At 69.6% G+C, this 18,859-nt stretch carries 23 protein-coding genes and 1 pseudogene; 9 read left to right on the plus strand and 15 right to left on the minus strand.

Features of this window, described 5'->3' with window-relative positions; all coding sequences use genetic code 11:
• Nucleotides 1-332: 332 nt before the first annotated feature.
• Together J3486_RS34220 and J3486_RS34225 are read left to right on the plus strand one after the other, a co-directional pair.
• The gene (locus J3486_RS34220; RefSeq protein WP_307805053.1) at nt 333-1,586 is read left to right on the plus strand and encodes a histidine kinase; all 1,254 of its coding nucleotides are present in this window, start codon (nt 333-335) and stop codon (nt 1,584-1,586) included.
• Nucleotides 1,583-2,257: a response regulator transcription factor gene (locus tag J3486_RS34225; protein WP_207827612.1), complete on the plus strand. Its 675-nt coding sequence runs from the start codon at nt 1,583-1,585 to the stop codon at nt 2,255-2,257. The genes J3486_RS34220 and J3486_RS34225 overlap by 4 nt, the downstream gene beginning before the upstream one ends.
• Here the strand turns inward: J3486_RS34225 and J3486_RS34230 are convergent.
• The 5 genes from J3486_RS34230 to J3486_RS34250 all read right to left on the minus strand — a co-directional run bounded on the left by J3486_RS34230 (nt 2,241) and on the right by J3486_RS34250 (nt 6,895).
• A complete protein-coding gene (locus J3486_RS34230) occupies nt 2,241-3,992 on the minus strand; it encodes an ABC transporter ATP-binding protein (RefSeq protein ID WP_207827614.1) in 1,752 nt (583 codons plus the stop codon). The two genes, J3486_RS34225 and J3486_RS34230, sit on opposite strands and share 17 nt — an antisense overlap.
• A gap of 99 nt (nt 3,993-4,091) precedes the next feature.
• On the minus strand, nt 4,092-4,514 hold the full coding sequence (locus tag J3486_RS34235; RefSeq protein ID WP_207827616.1) for a lasso peptide biosynthesis B2 protein: 423 nt from the start codon (nt 4,512-4,514) through the stop codon (nt 4,092-4,094).
• The gene (locus tag J3486_RS34240; RefSeq protein ID WP_207827618.1) at nt 4,511-4,762 is read right to left on the minus strand and encodes a lasso peptide biosynthesis PqqD family chaperone; all 252 of its coding nucleotides are present in this window, start codon (nt 4,760-4,762) and stop codon (nt 4,511-4,513) included. The genes J3486_RS34235 and J3486_RS34240 overlap by 4 nt, the downstream gene beginning before the upstream one ends.
• Entirely contained in the window at nt 4,759-6,693 is a 1,935-nt protein-coding gene (locus J3486_RS34245) for an asparagine synthase-related protein (protein WP_207827620.1), read from the minus strand. The genes J3486_RS34240 and J3486_RS34245 overlap by 4 nt, the downstream gene beginning before the upstream one ends.
• Nucleotides 6,694-6,760: 67 nt before the next feature.
• Nucleotides 6,761-6,895 (minus strand): keywimysin-related RiPP, encoded by a 135-nt coding sequence (locus tag J3486_RS34250; protein ID WP_207827840.1) that lies wholly within the window; start codon nt 6,893-6,895, stop codon nt 6,761-6,763.
• 379 nt (nt 6,896-7,274) lie between these two features.
• On the opposite strand from J3486_RS34250, the gene J3486_RS34255 reads away from it, so the two are divergent.
• The gene (locus tag J3486_RS34255) at nt 7,275-8,858 is read left to right on the plus strand and encodes a cytochrome bc complex cytochrome b subunit (RefSeq protein ID WP_207827622.1); all 1,584 of its coding nucleotides are present in this window, start codon (nt 7,275-7,277) and stop codon (nt 8,856-8,858) included.
• Nucleotides 8,859-8,916: 58 nt separating this feature from the next.
• Here J3486_RS34255 and J3486_RS45285 read toward each other — a convergent pair.
• Nucleotides 8,917-9,126, minus strand: a pseudogene (locus tag J3486_RS45285) (ATP-binding protein); the annotation flags it as partial.
• Nucleotides 9,127-9,240: 114 nt separating this feature from the next.
• Between J3486_RS45285 and J3486_RS34265 the strand changes: the two are divergent.
• From J3486_RS34265 to J3486_RS34275, 3 genes are all read left to right on the plus strand, one after another.
• Entirely contained in the window at nt 9,241-10,047 is an 807-nt protein-coding gene (locus tag J3486_RS34265; protein ID WP_207827624.1) for a helix-turn-helix transcriptional regulator, read from the plus strand.
• On the plus strand, nt 10,044-10,316 hold the full coding sequence (locus tag J3486_RS34270) for a DUF397 domain-containing protein (RefSeq protein WP_207827626.1): 273 nt from the start codon (nt 10,044-10,046) through the stop codon (nt 10,314-10,316). Before J3486_RS34265 ends, J3486_RS34270 begins: the two co-directional genes overlap by 4 nt.
• A 67-nt stretch (nt 10,317-10,383) precedes the next feature.
• Nucleotides 10,384-11,676, plus strand: coding sequence for an oxidoreductase (locus J3486_RS34275; protein ID WP_207827628.1), 1,293 nt, complete (start codon nt 10,384-10,386; stop codon nt 11,674-11,676).
• Here the strand turns inward: J3486_RS34275 and J3486_RS44820 are convergent.
• Both J3486_RS44820 and J3486_RS34285 read right to left on the minus strand, forming a co-directional pair.
• Entirely contained in the window at nt 11,663-12,247 is a 585-nt protein-coding gene (locus J3486_RS44820) for a hypothetical protein (protein ID WP_207827630.1), read from the minus strand. The two genes, J3486_RS34275 and J3486_RS44820, sit on opposite strands and share 14 nt — an antisense overlap.
• A 15-nt stretch (nt 12,248-12,262) precedes the next feature.
• Complete coding sequence (locus J3486_RS34285) at nt 12,263-12,850, minus strand: TetR/AcrR family transcriptional regulator (RefSeq protein ID WP_207827632.1); 588 nt, start codon at nt 12,848-12,850, stop codon at nt 12,263-12,265.
• Nucleotides 12,851-12,954: 104 nt separating this feature from the next.
• Here J3486_RS34285 and J3486_RS34290 point away from each other — a divergent pair, with 104 nt between their 5' ends.
• Complete coding sequence (locus J3486_RS34290) at nt 12,955-13,425, plus strand: nuclear transport factor 2 family protein (protein WP_207827634.1); 471 nt, start codon at nt 12,955-12,957, stop codon at nt 13,423-13,425.
• 93 nt (nt 13,426-13,518) lie between these two features.
• Complete coding sequence (locus tag J3486_RS34295) at nt 13,519-13,701, plus strand: hypothetical protein (RefSeq protein WP_207827636.1); 183 nt, start codon at nt 13,519-13,521, stop codon at nt 13,699-13,701.
• Nucleotides 13,702-13,734: 33 nt separating this feature from the next.
• Here J3486_RS34295 and J3486_RS34300 read toward each other — a convergent pair whose 3' ends face one another.
• Nucleotides 13,735-14,283, minus strand: a complete 549-nt coding sequence (locus tag J3486_RS34300) for an SUKH-4 family immunity protein (protein ID WP_207827638.1) — start codon at nt 14,281-14,283, stop codon at nt 13,735-13,737.
• Nucleotides 14,284-14,590: 307 nt separating this feature from the next.
• A complete protein-coding gene (locus J3486_RS34305) occupies nt 14,591-14,947 on the minus strand; it encodes a Hint domain-containing protein (RefSeq protein WP_207827639.1) in 357 nt (118 codons plus the stop codon).
• 141 nt (nt 14,948-15,088) lie between these two features.
• On the opposite strand from J3486_RS34305, the gene J3486_RS34310 reads away from it, so the two are divergent.
• Nucleotides 15,089-15,235: a hypothetical protein gene (locus J3486_RS34310; protein ID WP_207827641.1), complete on the plus strand. Its 147-nt coding sequence runs from the start codon at nt 15,089-15,091 to the stop codon at nt 15,233-15,235.
• A gap of 368 nt (nt 15,236-15,603) precedes the next feature.
• On the opposite strand, the gene J3486_RS34315 is transcribed toward J3486_RS34310, so the two are convergent.
• The 5 genes from J3486_RS34315 to J3486_RS34335 form a co-directional block, all read right to left on the minus strand.
• Complete coding sequence (locus tag J3486_RS34315) at nt 15,604-16,215, minus strand: hypothetical protein (protein WP_207827643.1); 612 nt, start codon at nt 16,213-16,215, stop codon at nt 15,604-15,606.
• A complete protein-coding gene (locus tag J3486_RS44470; RefSeq protein WP_229379074.1) occupies nt 16,194-16,631 on the minus strand; it encodes a hypothetical protein in 438 nt (145 codons plus the stop codon). Before J3486_RS44470 ends, J3486_RS34315 begins: the two co-directional genes overlap by 22 nt.
• A gap of 156 nt (nt 16,632-16,787) precedes the next feature.
• Nucleotides 16,788-17,090, minus strand: a complete 303-nt coding sequence (locus J3486_RS34325; protein ID WP_207827645.1) for a hypothetical protein — start codon at nt 17,088-17,090, stop codon at nt 16,788-16,790.
• A 281-nt stretch (nt 17,091-17,371) separates the two neighbouring features.
• On the minus strand, nt 17,372-17,941 hold the full coding sequence (locus J3486_RS34330; RefSeq protein WP_207827647.1) for a hypothetical protein: 570 nt from the start codon (nt 17,939-17,941) through the stop codon (nt 17,372-17,374).
• Between the two features lie 24 nt (nt 17,942-17,965).
• On the minus strand, nt 17,966-18,754 hold the full coding sequence (locus J3486_RS34335) for a hypothetical protein (RefSeq protein WP_207827649.1): 789 nt from the start codon (nt 18,752-18,754) through the stop codon (nt 17,966-17,968).
• Nucleotides 18,755-18,859: the final 105 nt, after the last annotated feature.

An 18,859-nucleotide genomic window follows, 5' to 3' on the forward strand; every position in this document is an offset into this window, starting at 1 on the left:
GAATGGGCCGACGGCGGGGGTGGAGGTGAGGCGGGGTGGGGCGCATGTGGTCCGGGTCGGCGTCGGTGGTGCGGTGGGTGCGGGATGCCGTGGGCGGGGCCGTGACCGGGGCCGTGGCCGGGGTGCGGGGCCGTGGGCGGGGGCCTGCTGAAGCGCCTGCCCGGCGCCGGGGTGCCGCCTTGCCCACCCTGCCGCCCCAGGCGGCAGATTGCCCAAGGCGGCGGGGGCGGGCGGGAGATCGCCCGAGGCGGCCGGGGCGGGTGGCGGATTGGTCGAGGTGGCCGGGGCGGTGGGGTGAGGGTGTGGTGGGTTGGGGCGGGTGGTCGGAGGAGGTGCGGCGTGAATTGGTGCGGGACGGGCTGTTGGCGCTCGTCATGGCGTTGGCCTGTGTGTTCTACGCGGTCAAGCACGCCGGGGACACGTACACGGCCAACGGTGACGGGCCGGTCCCGCCGCCCTGGGACCCGTCCGGGGTCATCGTCGCCGGGGTGCCGCCGGAAGGGCCGGGCGCTCCGGTCTGGATCTGGCTGAGCCTCGCGCTGCTGGCGTCGTTCGCCCTCGCGCTGCGCCGCCGTTTTCCGCTCGCCGTGCTGTGGACGGTGATCGCGGCGACCGCCCTGATCCCCGGCGACTCCCCCCGGCTGACCTTCTACGCCCTGGCGATCGCCGTGTACACCGCCACGGCGCACAGCCCGCACCGGCGCGCGACGCTGCTCAGCCTGCCGGTGGCGATGATCCTGGTGAGCTTCGCCTGGAAGCAGAACACCGGCAACATCATCCCGGACCAGTTCGCGCCGCTCCTGGTGCTGATCCCGATCGCGCTGATCGCCAACGGGCTGCGCAGCTGGCGCGTGCGCAGCGACGAGGGCGCCTCGCGCCTCGCCGCCCTGGAGCGGGAGCAGGCCGAGGCGCTGCGGGCGGCGGTCGCCGACGAGCGGGCGCGGATCGCCCGTGAGCTGCACGACGTCGTCACGCACAACGTGAGCGTGATGGTGATCCAGGCGGGCGCCGCCCGTACGGTCCTCACCCGCGACCCGGGCGCCGCGACGCAGGCCCTGCTCGCCGTGGAGGCGGGCGGCCGCGCCGCGATGACCGAACTGCGCCATGTGATGGGCCTGTTGACCCCGGACGGGACGGGCGCGGACGAGCCGGACGACGCCACCGGCGACCTCGCCCCGCAGCCCGGCCTCGATCACGTCCCGGCCCTCGTCGAACGGCTGCGGCAGGCCGGTCTGCCCGTCGAACTGACGGTGACCGGCCCACCCGCGGCGCCGGGGATCCCGCCGGGCATCGGACTCACCGCCTACCGTGTCGTCCAGGAAGCCCTCACCAACACGGTCAAGCACGCCAGCGGCGCCCGCGCGGCCGTCGTCGTCGAGCACACGCCGGGCGCGCTGTGCGTCAGGATCACTGACACGGGCGGCACCGCCGCACCGAGCGCAGCGGCCGGCAACGGCCGGGGGCTGATCGGGCTGCGCGAGCGGCTCGCCGTGTACGACGGCACTCTGCACACCGGCGCCCGCGTCACCGGCGGCTACCGCGTCGAGGCCCGCATCCCGCTGCCGACACCGATGGAGACTTCGTGACCGCCCCGCTCAGAGTCGTGCTCGCCGACGACCAGACCCTCGTCCGCACCGGGTTCCGGCTGATCCTCGGTGCCGACGGCATCGACGTGGTCGCCGAGGCGGTGAACGGCGACGAGGCCGTCGCCGCCGTCCGCCGCACCCGCCCCGACGTGGTCCTGATGGACATTCGGATGTCGGAGGTGGACGGCCTGGAGGCGACCCGCCGCATCCTCGCCGACGGCGACCCGGAGCGGGCGCCCCGCGTCCTCATCCTGACCACGTTCGACCTCGACCGTTACGTGTACGCGGCGCTCGCGGCCGGGGCCAGCGGCTTCCTGCTCAAGGACGTCACGCCCGAACACCTCACGGCCGCCGTCCGCATGGTCCGCACCGGCGACGCCCTGCTCGCCCCCGCGATCACCCGCCGTCTCGTCGAGCGGTTCGCCCACCGCGCCGACGACGGCGTGTCCGTCCCGCACCGCGACCTGGACTCCCTCACCCCGCGCGAGCTGGAGGTGCTCACCCTCCTGGCCCGGGGCCTGAGCAACGCCGAGCTGGCCGCCCGCCTCCACCTCTCGGAGGCCACCGTGAAGACCCATGTGGCCCGCATCCTGGCGAAGCTGTCCCTGCGCGACCGGGTGCAGGCCGTGATCGCCGCGTACGAGACGGGGCTGGTCAGCGTCGGGCAGTGACGGCGGCGCCGGAGGCGCCCTGACCCATGAGCTGGGTGGCCGCCAACTCGGCGTACAGCGCGTCCTGTTCGGTCAGTTCGGGGTGGGTCCCCTGCGCGCGGGTGCGGCCGGCTTCGAGGACGACGATGCGGTCCGCGTCGACGACGGTCGACAGGCGGTGCGCGATGACCAGGACGGTGGTGTGCGGGGTCAGGCCGCGGATGACGTCGCGCAGATGCTGTTCGTTGACGGCGTCCAGGTTGGCGGTGACCTCGTCGAGCAGCAGGATCCGGGGGCGGCGCAGCAACGCCCGTGCGATGGCGACGCGTTGGCGTTCGCCGCCGGAGAGCAGCACGCCGCGGTGGCCGACGGGGGTGTCGAGTCCTTCGGGGAGCCGGGCGAGGAGGTCGTCGAGGCGGGTGCGGGTGACGGCGTCGGCGATGTCGTCGTCCGTGGCGTCGGGGGCGGCGTAGCGGAGGTTGTCGCGCAGGGTGCCGGCGAGGACGGGGGCGTCCTGCTCGACGTAGCCGACGGATGCGCGCAGTTCGGCGAGCGGCCAGTCGCGGATGTCGCGGCCGTCGACGGTGAGGGTGCCGCCGTCGTGGTCGTAGAACCGTTCCAGGAGGGCGAAGACCGTGGACTTGCCGGCGCCCGAGGGGCCGACGAGCGCGGTGAGGCCGCCGGCCGGGGCGGTGAAGGTGAGGCCGTCGTGGGCGGGGGCGCGGTCGTCGTCGTAGCCGAAGGTGACGTCGGTGAAGGTGATCGCCACCGGTCCCGACTCGCTTGTCCCGGAGGGGAGTTCGGCGCTCTCCCCCGGCAGGTTCTCGATCTCCTCGATGCGCGCGATCGCCGCCAGGCCGGTGTTCAGGCCGACCCAGCCCTCCGTCAGCTGGCCGAGCGGCGCCACGAGGTAGAAGAGGTAGAGGAGGAAGGCGATGAGGTTCGACAGGTCGAGGGCGCCGGACGCGACGCGGGCCCCGCCCACGCCGAGCACACACAGGAACGCCACCTGGACCGACATCAGCATCGACACGTCCGAGGCGGACGTCCAGCGGGCCACTGTGAGGCCCTTGCCGTAGGCGCGGCGGGCGGCGTCGGTGACGGCGGTCTCCTCGCGGTCCTCGGCGCCGTTCGCCTTCACCGTGCGGAAGGACTGGAGGGCACGGTCGAGGTGGGCGCCCATCGCGCCGACGGCTTCCTGGGCCTGGTGCTGGGCCTTCTTGATGCGGGGCATCAGGAGCGTCATGGCCGCCGCGACGAGGGCCAGGACCACCACGGTGACCAGCAGCAGGAACCAGTCCATGACGCCCATGAGGACGAGCGTGCCGACGAGGGTGAGGGCGCCGTTCGCCGACTCCACGAGGGAGCGGGACAGGACGGTGCGCAGCAGGGTGGTGTCGCCGGTGGCGCGGGTGAGGAGGTCGCCGGGGGTGAGGCGGTCGACGGCGGCGACCTTGAGGCGGAGCATGCGGGCGACGAGGCGTTCGCGGGCCGCCAGGACGACGGCTTCCCCGGTGCGGGACATCAGGTAGGTGCCGGTCGCCGTGAGGGCGGCGCCCGCCAGGACGACCAGGGTGAGCAGGGCCAGGGCCGGGGCCGGTGAGCGGTTCTCCGCGAAGGCCTGTACCGCGTACTTGGCCGTCCAGGGCATGGCAAGGCCCGCCGCCGAGCCCGCCAGGGCGAGGGTGCCTCCGGCGATCAGCGGGGCTTTGTGCGGGGCCGCGTGGGCGAGGAGTCCGCGGAGGTCTGTGGGCATGTGCGGGAAGGCTTTCGGTTCGGTCGGTCGCCGTGGGGCTTCGGCTCTCGTCGCCGGGTGCGGGTTGTCCGTGGTTGCTCGCGCCGTTCCCCGTACCTCTTACGAGGCGCCCCCCACTGTCATCACTGTCATCAGGGGGGCGTACTCGCTCGCCTCTCCCCGCTCCCCCACCAGGCGTCCCTCCGCCTCCACCCATGCGTGCGGGGCGAACGGCGGGGCGGTGCGGACGCCCGCGTGCCAGGTGGGCCAGGTGCCCTTCGTGCGGCACAGCAGGGCGATGGACACCGAGCGCGGGAGGCAGCCGTACCAGCCCGCGCAGCGGCGGCTGGTGGTGACCACGGAGTCGTAGGCAGCGAGGGTTTCGTCGTACGTGGCCGGGCGCGCCCCGCGCGCGAGGAACGCGAGGGTGCGGCGCAACCGGTCCGGGCGCAGGCGGGCCAGCGGGAAGGCCAGGGCGACGGCGAGGCGGGTGCGCGGGCCGCGGGTGGCGCCCGGCCGCGGCATCGTCATCTCGGTGCTCATGGCGTGGCCATCTCGGCGTCGACGAGCTGCTGGGCGAGTTCGGCGACGTCGGCCTCGGCGCGGGCGCGGTCGATGTCGTAGGCCTCGACGAGGCGGTCGACCGCCGTCGCCAGGTCGTGGCCCTCGGTGAGGGTGGTGAGGATGAGGGTGCCGGAGTCGTTCAACTGCCAGTAGGCGCCGCCTCGTTGGTCGAGGAGTACGCCGCCGTAGTCGGTCCGGGTCACGGCGATGCCGTCCTTGAGCTTCACGGGGTCAGCACCTTTCCTTCGGCGGGTTCGGTGGCGCGCAGCCACATCTCGCAGGAGACCGCCGCGTCGATGGACCAGCGGGTGTGGAGCGGGGAGTACGGGTCGGCGGCGAGGTCGGTGAGCCGGTCCGCGTCGACGAGGCCGAGGGCGGCGAGGCGGGAGCCGCCCGGCTCCCACAGCCGGCCGAGTTCGTCGCCGTGTCGAACGAGCCCCTGCACGATGTCGCCGCTCATGTGGTCCTTGGTGGTGCGGGCGAGGAGCGGCGCGGGCACGACCCCGCGCACGGCCTCGGCGAGCAGCGGTTTGTAGCGGCCGGGGTCGATCCGGTCGGCGAGGCGGACGGACAGGGTCGCCTCCAGGACGTGATCGGCGTACAGGGGCGCCGCGACCGGCAGTCCCAGGCCGAGGCCGTGGTCCTCCATCGCCTGGAAGTGGCGGGCGCCGATGCGCACGGTGTCGAGGTCGAGGTGGCGTCCGGGGCGGGCGGCGAAGGGCCGGGCGCCCGCGCGGGCCGCCTCCCGGAAGGCGTCGCGGATGAGGGTGCGGGCGTCGTCGGTCAGCCAGGGCGGCAGGGACTGGACGACTCCCCAGCCCAGTTGGGGGGTGCGGGTCGTCGGGGGCGCCGCCGTGTCCGACACCGCGCCCGCCAGCCACGTACGGAAGGAGGGGCGGGTGAAAAGGGCGCGGAGGGTGCCGATGAGCGGCCAGCCGAGCTGGTGGCGTACGGCGCCGACGCGGTTCCAGGCGGCCAGCGGGTGGCGGGGGAAGAGGTCGGCGGCGACCGTGGGCAGCGCCATGAAGAGTTCGTCGCCGCCGTAGCCGGTGAGGTGGCAGCCGGAACCGAGGGCGGCGGCCCGGGTGAGGGGCAGCAGGGCGCGGGCGCGGGCCGGGGCGACGGGCAGCGGTTCGTCGGTGGGGATGTCGCCGGGGCCCGGCGGGTCGGCGACCCCGGCGTAGAAGAGGGGGGCCTCGTGGGCGGGGACGAGGTGGTGGGCGACGCCGGTGCCGTCGGTCAGTTCCACGGCGCGGCGCGCCCAGGTCTCGTCCTCGGCGTGGCTCTCGCGGGACGCCACGGTGATCAGGTCGAGGCGGGCGTCGGGTGCGGCGTGCCGGGCGAGGAAGGTGAGCGAGGTCGAGTCGAGGCCGCCGGAGAGTTCGCAGCTGACGCGGGGGCGGCCGGTGACGTGGGCGCGGACGGCGGCGTCGAGGGCCGCGCCGAGCGCCGACGCGCCCTCGTGGAGCGGGAGTTCGGGCTCGGGTGCGTGCCACCAGCGGCGCTGCGCCCGCCCGCCGTCGGCGCACAGTACGAGCGCGTGCTCCGGGTGGGTCTCGGTGACGCCCCGCCACAGCGGCCGTCCACTGAGCGGGTGCGGGACGAAGTCGAGGAGGCGCAGGGCGAGCGCGGTGTCGTCGAGCGCGGCGCCGGTGAGGTGGGCGAGGACGGCGGGCCGGTCGGACGCGACCCATCCCCCGGCGGCTGCCCCGGCCGCTCCTTCGCCTGCTCCCCCGGCCTCGGCCGCGTACACGCGGCGCAGTCCGGTCGCGGTCCCGCGCACCCAACTCTCGCCTCCCACCCGGGAGATGACGTGATGGACACCCGGCAGGCGGCGGGCGAGCCGGTCGTGCAGCGCGCCGTTGTCACGGGCGGCGGCGAGGTCGGCGTCGAGGCCGTCCACCGGAGCACCGGCCCCGATGACGGCGACGGCGTCCTGGCCGCGCCGCGCGGTGCTGATCCGGCGCAGCGGCGTACGGGCGACGAGCCAGGGCCGGCCGGACGGGTACCGGAGCACGAGGGCGCCGGAGCCCGCGGCCCCTTCGGCGGGAAGACGTCCGGCCGCCGCCTGTCCCACCGGGTTGTCCGGCAGAACGACGAAGCAGTCGCCGGCGTGGGGCGGCTGTACGGACGGCGGGCGGCCGGGCATCTTCACCATTCCTCGGTCACGTTATTCCTCGGTCACGTTCACATCTGTCGTTGCGGCAAAGGGTCGTGACGAGACGTCAGACGATCCGGCGGACGATCCACTCCTTGTACGAGCCGACGAAGTAGCCGGCCGTCACCTTGGTGAAGTCGCCCTGCTTGACCATCGCGGGCTTCGCGTAGCTCTTCTTGGCTTCCTGCGTCTGCTTCTTCATCGACATCAGCTCCTTCACGCATCTGTGTGTAACGCATGTGATTGATGTGCAGCGTGTGAACGCCACGGCGATCATTGCCCGTTCATGACCGTCCATGCGCGGGATGGGAGCACTTTCGACACTTGACCAGATTCTTCCCGCGCCATGTCCGGCTTAGGGTGATCAAGGTCGACACGTCGGACCCGTACTTCCGCGCTACGAGCGAGTAGGGCACCGGAAACCGCCAGCGGTTCAACACACAACCGAACCGGCCGACCGCACTCTGTGACCCACGTAACACTGCTTTCGTGTCACATTCGGCCCGCCCTGTCCGGTCGTACCCGTGAGCACTCATGGGAGGTTCGCGATGCCGACACAGACGCCCACGAGGGGCGAGCGCATGGCCGACTGGGCGGACGGCCGGCTCGGGATCCACGGTCTCGGCCGCAAGTACCTGCGCAAGGTCTTCCCCGACCACTGGTCGTTCCTGCTGGGCGAGATCTGCCTCTACACCTTCATCGTCCTGATCCTCACCGGCGTCTACCTCACCCTCTTCTTCCATCCGTCGATGAACGAGGTGACGTACCAGGGCAGTTACGTCCCGCTCAAGGGCATCCGGATGTCCGAGGCGTACGCGTCCACGCTCGACCTCAGCTTCGACGTGCGGGGCGGGCTGCTCATCCGGCAGATCCACCACTGGGCCGCGCTGATCTTCGTGGCGGCGATGTTCACGCACATGATGCGGCACTTCTTCACGGGCAGTTTCCGCAAGCCGCGCGAGCTGAACTGGCTGTTCGGCTGGCTGCTGCTGTTCCTCGCGCTCTTCGAGGGCCTGCTCGGCTACTCGCTCCCCGACGATCTGCTCTCCGGCGCGGGCATGCGCCTGATCGAGGGCATGACGCTGTCGGTCCCGATCGTCGGGACGTATCTGTCGTTCTTCCTCTTCGGCGGCGAGTTCCCCGGGCACGACATCGTGGCCCGCTTCTACTCGATCCACATCCTGCTGCTGCCCGGCATCATGCTGGCGCTCGTCGTCACCCACCTGATCCTGGTCTTCTACCACAAGCACACGCAGTTCCCCGGCCCCGGAAAGACCGAGCGCAACGTGGTCGGTGAACCCTTCTTCCCCAACTACGTGGCCAAGGCGGGCGGTTTCTTCTTCCTGGTCTTCGGTGTGGTGACGGTGATCGCGGCGGTCGCGTCCATCAACCCGGTGTGGGTGTACGGCCCCTATCGCCCCGACCAGGTCTCCACGGGCGCGCAGCCGGACTGGTACCTGGGGTTCGCGGAGGGCCTGGTGCGGGTGATGCCGGGGTGGGAGTTCGTGGTCTGGGGCCACACGGTGAACCTGGGCATCTTCGTCCCGCTCGTCGCCTTCCCCCTCTGGCTGGTGCTGATCGGGGTGTATCCGTTCGTGGAGTCGTGGATCACGGGCGACCGCCGCGAGCACCATCTCCTGGACCGCCCGCGCAACCGTCCCGTGCGGACGGGACTCGGGGTGGCCTGGCTGACCGGCTTCCTGGTCGCGATGGCGGCGGGCGGCAACGACCTGTGGGCCACGCACTTCCACCTCTCCGTGAACGCGATCACCTGGTTCGCGCGGGTGGCGCTGTTCGCGGGCCCGGTGCTCGCGTTCGTCGTCACGAAGCGGATCTGTCTCGGGCTCCAGCGCCGCGACCGGGAGAAGGTACTGCACGGACGCGAGACCGGCATCGTGAAGCGGCTCCCGCACGGCGAGTTCGTCGAGGTCCACGAGCCGCTGGAGCGGGGCGAGCTGTTCCGCCTCACGCAGCACGAGCAGCCGAAGGCCCTTGAGCCGCTCCCGGCGCAGGACGAGCACGGCGTACGACGACGGGTGCGGCGCGCGCAGCGGTTGCGGGTGGCGCTGTCGCGGTGGATGTACGGGGAGGGGACGCAGGTGCCGAAGGCTCGGCCGGCGCCGGAGGTGGAGCGGCCCGGGGACCGGACGTCTCTGCGCCCGTGAACGAGCGGGGCCCGCGCCCCGCGCCCCGGGCTGGGCCGCACCAAGAGCTCGCCTGAGGTCATGCGCCCAACGTGACCGCCGGGTCCGACAACGCCGGTGCCGCCCGGTTCCCCGCGAACTCGCACCACACGATCTTGCCGGGGTCGCGCTCCCCGACGCCCCACTTGTCGGCGAGCGCGGCCACGAGGCGCAGACCCCGGCCGTGCTCCCCCTGCGGCTCTCTCGGCGCGGCGGTGCCGCCTCCGCTGTCGTGCACCTCGACCCGTACGACGTCGCCCGCTCCGTCCTCGGAGTTGCTCGGGAGCAGCGTGGCTACTCGTACAACTGGATTTGTACGAGTCCGCTCCGGTCGGCGCGAGGTCGGTACGGGAACGGTGTGCGTATGAAGAAGCAGGTGACCTCGTGGCACGCGATCGGCGCGCAGATCGCCAACTACCGTAAGCGCGCGGGCATGACACAGACGGAGCTGGCCGACCGGTTGTGCGTCAGCTACGACAAGATGGCGTCGATCGAGCAGGGCCGACGGCCGGTCGACTACGCGCTCGCGGAGCAGATCGACGAACTCTTCGGGACTCAAGGGGCGTTGGCGGTGGCGGTCGCCAAGATTCCGGCCCGAGAGAAGTATCCGGCGATCCTGGCGGACCTGGTGGAGTACGAGGAGAAGGCGCTGACGATCCTGTCGTACCAGACTCAGGTGGTGCCGGGCCTGCTCCAGACGCCGGAGTACATGCGGGCGGTCTTCGACGCCAGTTATCCGCCCCTCACCCACGAGACGGCGGAGGACTGGATCACGGCCCGGATCGGGCGGCAGCTGATCTGGGAGCGGGAGCACCCGCCGGCGTCGCACTTCATCATCGAGGAGGCCGTGCTGCACAAGCCGGTCGGCGGCCCGGAGGTGATGCGCGGGCAGTACCGCCGCATCCTGGAACTCGGCCAACTGCACTGCATGGGCGTGCAGATCATGCCGACGAGGCAGTGGCCGCACGCCGGACTCGCAGGCCCGATGGTCCTGCTGGAGGACCCCGAGCACGACTTCGTCGCCTTCATCGAGGGGCACCGTGTCAGCAACGTCCTGGATGATCCGAAGGACATCAGCAACCTGCATCTGAAGTATGGAATGCTGCAGTCACAGGCGCTGTCTCCCGACGAGAGCGCGCGCCTGCTGGACGGACTGCTAGGAGCCTCATGAACACCGCAGCACGACCGCACGACCGCACGACCGCCGATCTCGCGTGGTTCAAGTCCAGCTACAGCGGCAGCCAGGGCGGCGACTGCCTCGAAGTCGCCTACCACTGGCGGAAGTCCACGTACAGCAGCGACCAGGGTGGCGACTGCGTAGAGGTGGCCGCCCACCCCTCCGCCGTCCACATCCGCGACTCCAAGAACGACCCCGCCACCGGAGCCGTGCTCACCGTCTCCCCCACGACCTGGATCGCGTTCATCAACTCCCGTGCCTGACGGGCACATAGACGCCACCGAAGTCAGACGCGCGCTCCTCGATCCGGACGCGGGAGCGGAACCGTACGTGTTGCGGGGCGTTCACGTGCGCGGGGCGCTGGCGCTGGACGGGGCCGAGATCGGGCGGCTCGTGCGGTTCGAGGGGTGCAGGTTCGACGGGCCGTTGACGCTGGAGGGCGCGAGCACGCTCGCGTTCGCCGTCACCGACTGCGAACTGCCCGGCGGGTTCATCGCGCCGACCGCACAGATGGGCGGGCGGCTGGATCTGCGCGGGTCCACGATCGGCGGCGGCCCGCGCGGCGCCGTGAACCTGATCCACACGCACATCGCGGGCGGACTGCGACTCGACCGGGCCCAGCTGTCGTCCTCGCAGGGCGTCGCGCTGAACGCGGGCGGGCTCGCCATGCGGGGCGGGGTCTTCTGCGAGGAGGGCTTCGTCGCGTACGGGCAAGTCCTCGTGCCCGGCGCGGAGTTGCCCGGCGGGCTGTGGATGCGCGGGGCCCGGATCGAGGTGCCCGATCCGGAGGAGATCGCGTTCAACGGGGACAACCTGACAGCCTCGACCGTACGACTGTCCGGCGGCTTCCGGGCCAACGGCCGGATCCGGCTGCGCGGCGCCCGGGTCGACGACCTGCTGACTTTCAAGGACGCCGAACTCCTCGGGCACGGCTCGGCGTTGATGTGTATCGGGGCGCGGGCGGACGCCCTGGACCTGCGGTTCGCGCGCCCTCCGGCCTCGTACGTGAATCTGCGCAACGCGCACTTCGGACGCTTCCAGGACGACCTGCGGACATGGCCGCCCGCGATCGGCCTGGACGGGACGACGTACGACTGGCTGGAACCCACGACGGCGTACCGTCGCGAGGACGTGACGAACCGGCTGGCGTGGCTGCGCCTGAGCGATGAGTACACCCCGCTGCCGTACGAGCAACTCGCAGCGAACTACCGCGCGTTGGGCCACGACGACCAGGCGCGGCGGGTGCTGCTCCAGCGGCAGCGGCGGCGACGGGAGGAGCAGCCGCTGCTCGGCCGGGCCTGGGGCATGCTGCTCGACGCGACCGTCGGCTACGGCTACCGTCCCTGGCTCGCCGGGATCTGGCTGGCGCTGCTGATCGCGCTCGGCTCCCTCGTCTTCGACGCGCACACGCCCGTACCGAACAAGCCGGGCGAGGGCCCGCCGTTCAACCCGGTGGCGTACACGGTCGATCTGCTCGTCCCGGTCGGCGGCCTGGGGCAGAGCGGCGCCTGGCACTGGCACGAGGCGGGGGTGCAGGGGCTCGCCTACGGCCTGGTCGCGGTCGGCTGGCTGCTGACCACGGCGGTGGTGGCCGGAGTGACGCGCGCCCTCAGCCGGAACTGACGGCCAGCCTGACCTCACCGGCGAGATGGTCGAGGAACGCGGGACAGTCGTACGCGGCCATCTCCGCCGGCTCCGGCTCGTACTCCTCGGCGAAGTACGCCCGCCCCTCCTCCGAGAGCAGGGCGACACCGACCTCCACCACGTACTCGGGGTCGTCGAGGTCGTTGGGGTGGGAGCCCGGACCGTCGGCGCAGGCGCAGGCGCAGGCGGCCGGGGCGAGGGCGGCGCTCAGCGCGTTCGCGGCCTCGGTGTAGGCGGCGGGGACGCCCGTTTCGGCGAGGCGGTGGCAGACGTACCAGCAGGTGGCATAGAGCAGGACGGCGTAACCGGTCCGCTCGCGCAGTGCCCGGCTGCCGGGGGCGGGGGCGGCGGCCGGGGCGAAGGCGTCCTTGGCGGCGTCGACGAGGACGGTGAGGGCCAGTTCCGGTTCCACGTACGGGTAGTCGCTGACGATCCCGGAGAGATCGTTGATCAGTTCGCGGTGGTCTTCGGGGAGCTCGGGGGTCTCGGCGGTCTCGGCGGTCTCGAAGGTCTCGGGAGTCTCAGGGGTCTCATCAGTCACATCGGTCACGCCCGTACCGGACGATCAGCGGTCGTCCGTGGTTCCCCGCTGGGGCAGCAGCGCGTCGGCGGCGTCCCGGGCATGGCGGGCCGGGGCCGGGTCGCCGGTGATGCCCGCGGTGACCATGGCCCCCTCGGCAAGCAGGAAGACGGCCTCGGCGACGGCCCCCGCCCCCGCGGCGTCCGCCCACCCCGCGATCTGCGCGCGGAACTCCCGCTTGTGGGCGCGCACTTCGGCCAGGACGTCCTCGGAGGTCGCCCCGGCCTCCCCGTACGCGTTGATCCAGGCACAGCCCCGGAACCCGGGCTCGGCGAACCACGCACCGAGCCAGTCGAAGACGGCGAGGACGCGCTCGCGCGGGTCCGCGACCCCCTCGACATGCGCGGCGAGGCTCCCGCGCCAGCGCTCGTCGCGGCGCCTGAGCATGGCGACGGCCAGCTCCTCCTTGGTCGCGAAGAACCCGTAGATCCGCTTGAGCGGCAGCCCGGAGACCGCGCGGACGTCGGCCATCCCGGCGGCCCGGATGCCCCGCTCGTAGAAGAGCCGCTCGGCGGCGTCGAGCAGCAACTCCCGGTCGCGGTGTGCCTGTTCCTCGGTGATGGGGGCGGGCATCCGGGGCTCCCTCGACTGCTTGACGTAGAGAATGACGGTTCTCTACATTAGTCGAACTCATGGAGAATGATGATTCTCCACCGACGCCGTACGAGGAGCGCGCCATGTCGCAGCAGCCCGAGGGCCGCCCGCCCTACCCGCCCTTCACGCGCGAGACCGCACTACGCAAGGTCCGGGCCGCCGAGGACGCGTGGAACAGCCGCGATCCCGAGCGCGTGGCGCTCGCGTACACACCGGACTCGCGGTGGCGCAACCGCGACGAGTTCGTCAGCGGGCGGGACGAGATCGTCGCGTTCCTCACCCGCAAGTGGGAGCGCGAGCGGGAGTACGCGCTGCGCAAGAGCCTGTGGTCGTTCGACGGCGACCGGATCGCGGTGCGGTTCCAGTACGAGTGGCACGACGCGGACGGGCAGTGGTGGCGTTCGTACGGCAATGAGCTGTGGGAGTTCGACGCGCAGGGGCTCATGCGGCGGCGCGAGGCGAGCATCAACGACGTCACGATCGAGGAGGGGGACCGGCGCATCTTCGGGCCGCGCGCCGAGGAGGACCAGGAGGCCGAACTCCCGCTGATGTAGGTGTACCTACCTGCGCAGGGCATCGGAAATCGGTACACCACCCCTGCGGGGTTTCGGTGCGGGGACGCGGGCGCGCATCGCACGATGTCCGGCATGACAGACAGGACGGACAGCACAGACAGGCCAGCCACCCGCCTTCCCGGCACCCGGACCCCACGCCGCCCGACCCGTACGGTGATCGGCCGCCGCATCATCACCACCCTGCGGCCGGCCCCGCCCCGCGAGACCGCCTGGGAGCTGCCGCCAAGGATGGCGATCTGGGTGCGGGACGTGTGACGCGCCCCGGGCCCGCGCCGACGGACTGGAGAATTACCACCCCGCCACAATCCCGGCCCACCACCGGAAGCGTGTCTCCTCGCCGACTTCCGGGTCAATGGCGCAAGCGAGCTCGAAGAAGCGTGCCAGATCGTCATAGAGCTGATCCGGATCGCCAGTCATCCCGGACAAAGCCGTCTTTGCGTAACTCCAACGCCAGGCTGTTTCAACAAAGGCGCACACCGTTGAGTTCACGTAAGAAACACGCTCGCCCTCCCCCGTGAAGACTGCTACCACTACACCACTTTCCAGCGTCCCGACCGTTCGTTTCCAGTAACGGCCAAGCCGGTAAGCGGCACCCGTCGACCATTCCATCTCCGGGTCGACCCCCGTCTGAACATCGCCTACGAGTTGCACACCGTTCGGCCCACCCCCAGCCTCCGTCACCGGCACTCCGTAGCGCCGAAGACATTTCTCATCCCTGGCCGGTAGCCCCCAGCTCGCGTCCTGGGAGATTCGAGATGCCTGAAATTCCGGCCCCATCAGATCGCACAACGGGAGCCTGATGGAATCATCGAACTTTTCCTGAAGATCCCTGTCCATCAACCATCCGAAACAGTCGATTCCGAGTCAAAAATTGACCGGCCGGCGTCTCGCTTGTCGGCCGGTCAACTCTACTTCGATGTCATCGATCCCAGCGGATCCGCGACGTTACGCTGTCCACTCGTAACTCGGCAGTCCAGGGGATCCACCACGGAACATTCCCATGGCCCGCGCAATGGCTCCCGCATTCTTCTTTCCGTTACGGATTCCATCCGGATTTAGGCTCCAGGAGATATTGTCTCCGAGATTCTGGTAGCCGGCCATGCTCGCGGAGCACTCATGCCCCTCCGTGCTGCACGGAACTCGCTCAGAGTAGGCGCCTACCACTCGCCTCGGCCCACCTGCCGAAGTCCGGAAGCCAGAAGGGGTGGTTGGCCGTTGCCGTAATGGTGCTCGACCTGGCCGCGCCCTTCGTCCCGTCGACATCGACTGTCAGGCGGACCAGGAGCTTGCTTCCCTCACTGCTGACGGGGGTGATCATCCGCCGGGTCTGAAGGTTTCCGGTCTCCGGGTCGCCCGCGACGACGTACTCGCCCTTCCTGACGTCCTCGATGGCTTTCTTCTTGCCATCGGCCATCAGCACTTTGGTTCCGGGGACGAAGCTGCTCTTCGCCCACTTCGCCGCGGTCACCGCATTGCCCGCGCCCGGGATCGCCGACGCCAACGGTGGCCGTCGAGCTCCACGAAGAGATCGGGTTGCCGCCCGCGAACGCGTACCGGTTGCCCGTGTACGGGTCCGTCGCCAGGGACATGCCGTCTATGGCGGTGCGGATCGTGGCCAAGTGCCAGACGTGCGGGGCCCGTTGTGACGACATCGCCGACGCGGACAAGGCCCTGGTGCCTCAAGCATGCGGGGCCGACCGGGCACACGGGCTACGAACTGGCCGCGTTCCAGCTCTTCGACGCGATCATGAGCGACCTCGACGTGAGCGACAGCGGCGGATCGGCGTAGAACCCGGGTGGGGTACACCGTGACAGCCGCCCGGCGCGCCCCGCCCGCTCAAGCTCCCCGGCCGTGGCAAATACACCGACCACGGCAGGGGGGACTGCGGCCGGGCTGGTTCTCCCGGCTCCTGCCGTCCCCTCAACCTCGTGTACTCACCTACGCCCACTGTCGGCCCGCGAGTTGACGCCCTGATGACAGAAGGGCGCCAACTCACGCGTGCGCAGCCGTCGTAGCTGAATCCACGAGGCCGAAGCAAGCCCACTCTTGGGATTCGAAATATTCCACCTCAATCGGTTCATCCGCGTCGCACGTGGCGAGCCCGGCAGACACACTGCGTCTGCGGGGCTCTTGAGGGAGACCACGACAGGTGCCAGCTACGGCACCAGAAGCAGCCTGTCCCGGTAGCGGAAGGCGAGTTCACGCGACGCTGTGTACAGCGCGTCGAGCTTCGCCGCTTCCAGCGGACCGATCCGCATCGCAGCACGTATCACCGCGAAGTCGGCCACCTGCCGCTCGGCCTCGAGGACAGGCAGGAGAGCTGAGTCGTCGCCATCCATGCGCGGACTCATCTCCTCCACCATGTCGACGAACGACTCCAGCGAGCCGAGTGCGTTCTGGACAGCCTCCTGATTGCGCTCGGAGTCCCGCCAGGCGGAAACTGCGTATTCCGCTACGTCCAGCGCATCCATGCACCACGACTCGGGCCCATCGGGCTCCTCCACGTACTCACCGTCCACCTTCACCACAGCCTCGTACTCCTGCTGGAGAACAAGAGGATCGACCCAAGTCGGCTTGCCCCTCGCCACGGCGTCGCAGTACGAGCGCGCCCTGTCGAAATAGGTCTTGGCCCCGGGCAGTTGTCCGGCAAACCGAGAGTTCATCGGGAACGCGGACAGCCGGTGCAATGCGAGAGTGGCCAGGAGTGCCCTGCCTACGTGAGGAAAGCCCCGCAGATCGCCCTGCCTCAACGCGTCTGCCGTCCCCATTCAGTCCTGGGAACAGGCCCCTCACTCGCGTCCCCGCACCGCTCGGCCCATTCACGGCATACAAAGACCGGACGGGTCAGCACCACATCGTCGACGCGTTGAGTCCTCAGAACAATGCCAAGAAATTCGGAAGAGGGATCCCAGTACTGGGAATAAAGCAGATCGAGACCACGAGATTCCAGATACTCCGAGAATTCCGATTCGAGTTCGGACGGAACGCGTCCAACCAGGCGCATTTCACCGAGAATCACCTGGGGGCCACTGCGCGCATCAATGGCAACAGCGGCCAGCTCCCCACGATCATCGTAGTACACGGAAAGCACCACAGTTGGAGCCAAAGGACTGGAAGCATCGAGAATGAAATCAGAACTGACCACATGACCCGAAGCACCCTTGCGTGACGAGACCGCACGCATAGTCGGTCCTATTGCACACTGAACCTCATCATGGCTCATGGAGAATCCGAGCGGACCGACGCCTTCGAGAGGGGCTGCTGACCAGGTTCCGCGCTCATAATCTTCACGCGCTTCACATTGCACTGCCAAGACAGCCCCTCTCGCCGGTCTATTTCGTCACCCTGTAGCCCCACGCGGCGCCAGGCCATCCAACGAGCCTTTCGATACGCAACCGTCATCGGCCGCTAGGGTCAGTGCGCCCACCTGGGCGACCCTATCGACCCCGACCGCCAACTCGTGATCTCGATGCCCCGATGGCATCATCGGGCGATCAAGCGAATAGACCACGGCGCAATTGCGATCATGCTGCCCGTTCAGCAAGGCGTCGATGAACGCGTACACGCCATCCGCACTGGCGAGTAACGCGGGAATTTTGGTGTGCTCGGGTTGAAACTGGACCTCGAGCCCTTTGATCGTCATCCAATACTTCCGAAAAGACGGCTCGTCATCTCGCCCGTGTTTATGTCACGCCAGTGTACCCTCAGCGTTTTACCACCCAACTGCGAGTCCAGGGTGTTCGAGCAAGAAAGGGCGGGTGCCACCTTGACGCATGACCCTTCTTGATTTTTGATCACCAATTCGGCGTGATCAACCTGCTTCTTTTCCACCGTCGACGGCGGTACGACGTGGCAACGGGCCGAACTCGGTGGGCTCCTGCCGCAGGTGCGGCAGGAGCCCACTTCTCGGTCAACGCCCCCGGATCATCCCTCGGCCCATGAGTACTCATGGAACAGGGAGTCGAACTCGTCGACCTTCAGGAGCAGTTCGAGCCCCATGTCCCGAGGAAGGACACATCCTCTCGGCCACATGTGATCGTCCGCCCCGAGCCGGATCTCGACCGGCTCGTCGTCCTCGGAGATCCTGAGATTCCAGAAGGACCGGTCGCGCCCCATCGTCACCGTGGAGAACTCCGGCTCGACACCGACGATGAGGCACTCCTCCTCGCAGTCGTTCCAGGAGAATGCCGCCGACGTGTTTACCGGAAGTTCCCGGTACGCCTGCACCGCCTCCTGAACGCTGACCGTCCGACGCTCATACGTCGGACTCCAGGTCTCGAACAGTACGGCCATACCCTTTGCCTCCTCACGACAACACGAACCGACCGGCCGCCCGAGTGTACGTACCCACCAGATCGGGTTGCCGCCCGCGAACGCGTACCGGTTGCCCGTGTACGGGTCCGTCGCCAAGGGCTTGCCGGCCCACGAGAAGTCGAGGTTCCCTTCCCTGTGTGCCGGTCCTCGGCGAAGAGGGCACGAAGGGTTGGCTGCCACTCCGCGTGGCAGCCAACCCTTCAGTCAGTCGTCACGTACCGGCTCCCGCAGCGGTTCGATCCTTTCCACCTCGATCGGTTCGCCGGCGTCGAGGTGGAGTACGTATCCCGCCTCTTCGTCTCCGAGGTCCTCGACGGCACACACTCCAAGGGCCCATGTCGGCCGAGGACTCCAGCCGAAGTCGGCCGGACCGTCATACTCCACGACAGCCGTGACCCGAACCTCGGTCGGCGGGATTCCCATCATCGCCGCCCCGCCGGCCCGGAGTTCAGCAGTATCCGGCTCAAACCGCCATGGAGTATTACTCCACTCACTGTCGTCGGAATACCTGCTGAACCCAATCGTTCCGTCCCATGACACATCTGACGCCTGATCAATTACACGCCAGGGCCACTCGATGAAGACCCGATCCGTCGTCGATGACGAGACTGCAACATCAACGGGCTCACACCGAATCCGGAGGAGATCGCCGACTGCGTACTCGTGAACGTTCTCACGAGGGACAGATTTCATTCGCCAAAGCCCTTCGTACCAGAAAAGGGTGTAAGGCGTCTTGTCCGCGTTACCACCCCGGTAGCCTACTCCGCCGAACTTCATGCCATCGATGTTCAGCTCCGGGAAGCAGCGGACCTGGTCGCCCTTCAGGACCCACTGCTGCCGCCTGCCGAAATGTTCGTGGACGACCTGGACGACGGGTCCGACGGGGTCCTCGTCTTCCGCAACGAGAACCAGAGCTGCGCCGTGTGGGGCGTGCGCCTCGGCGACCTGGACCGGGACGGGGACGATCCGCCGGTGCTGGTGCGGACGCCGCACGGCTGGTTGCCGTTCCTGGAGCGACTGTCCTCGGCCTGCGTCGAACTGGTCCTGAGCGAGGCGCTGTTCGGCGGTGGAGGACGGCTGTACAACGCGTGCGAACTG

This window comes from Streptomyces sp. VRA16 Mangrove soil, from assembly GCF_017377775.1.
Lineage (GTDB): Bacteria > Actinomycetota > Actinomycetes > Streptomycetales > Streptomycetaceae > Streptomyces.

Coding starts and splice junctions, on each gene's coding strand:
- J3486_RS34230 (WP_207827614.1), bottom strand. CDS start 3,992: ATGCCCACAGACCTCCGCGGACTCCTCGCCCACGCGGCCCCGCACAAA.
- J3486_RS34235 (WP_207827616.1), bottom strand. CDS start 4,514: ATGAGCACCGAGATGACGATGCCGCGGCCGGGCGCCACCCGCGGCCCG.
- J3486_RS34245 (WP_207827620.1), bottom strand. CDS start 6,693: ATGGTGAAGATGCCCGGCCGCCCGCCGTCCGTACAGCCGCCCCACGCC.
- J3486_RS34250 (WP_207827840.1), bottom strand. CDS start 6,895: ATGAAGAAGCAGACGCAGGAAGCCAAGAAGAGCTACGCGAAGCCCGCG.
- J3486_RS34255 (WP_207827622.1), top strand. CDS start 7,275: ATGGCCGACTGGGCGGACGGCCGGCTCGGGATCCACGGTCTCGGCCGC.
- J3486_RS34265 (WP_207827624.1), top strand. CDS start 9,241: ATGAAGAAGCAGGTGACCTCGTGGCACGCGATCGGCGCGCAGATCGCC.
- J3486_RS34270 (WP_207827626.1), top strand. CDS start 10,044: ATGAACACCGCAGCACGACCGCACGACCGCACGACCGCCGATCTCGCG.
- J3486_RS34285 (WP_207827632.1), bottom strand. CDS start 12,850: ATGCCCGCCCCCATCACCGAGGAACAGGCACACCGCGACCGGGAGTTG.
- J3486_RS34290 (WP_207827634.1), top strand. CDS start 12,955: ATGTCGCAGCAGCCCGAGGGCCGCCCGCCCTACCCGCCCTTCACGCGC.
- J3486_RS34295 (WP_207827636.1), top strand. CDS start 13,519: ATGACAGACAGGACGGACAGCACAGACAGGCCAGCCACCCGCCTTCCC.
- J3486_RS34300 (WP_207827638.1), bottom strand. CDS start 14,283: ATGGACAGGGATCTTCAGGAAAAGTTCGATGATTCCATCAGGCTCCCG.
- J3486_RS34315 (WP_207827643.1), bottom strand. CDS start 16,215: ATGGGGACGGCAGACGCGTTGAGGCAGGGCGATCTGCGGGGCTTTCCT.
- J3486_RS44470 (WP_229379074.1), bottom strand. CDS start 16,631: ATGCGTGCGGTCTCGTCACGCAAGGGTGCTTCGGGTCATGTGGTCAGT.
- J3486_RS34325 (WP_207827645.1), bottom strand. CDS start 17,090: ATGACGATCAAAGGGCTCGAGGTCCAGTTTCAACCCGAGCACACCAAA.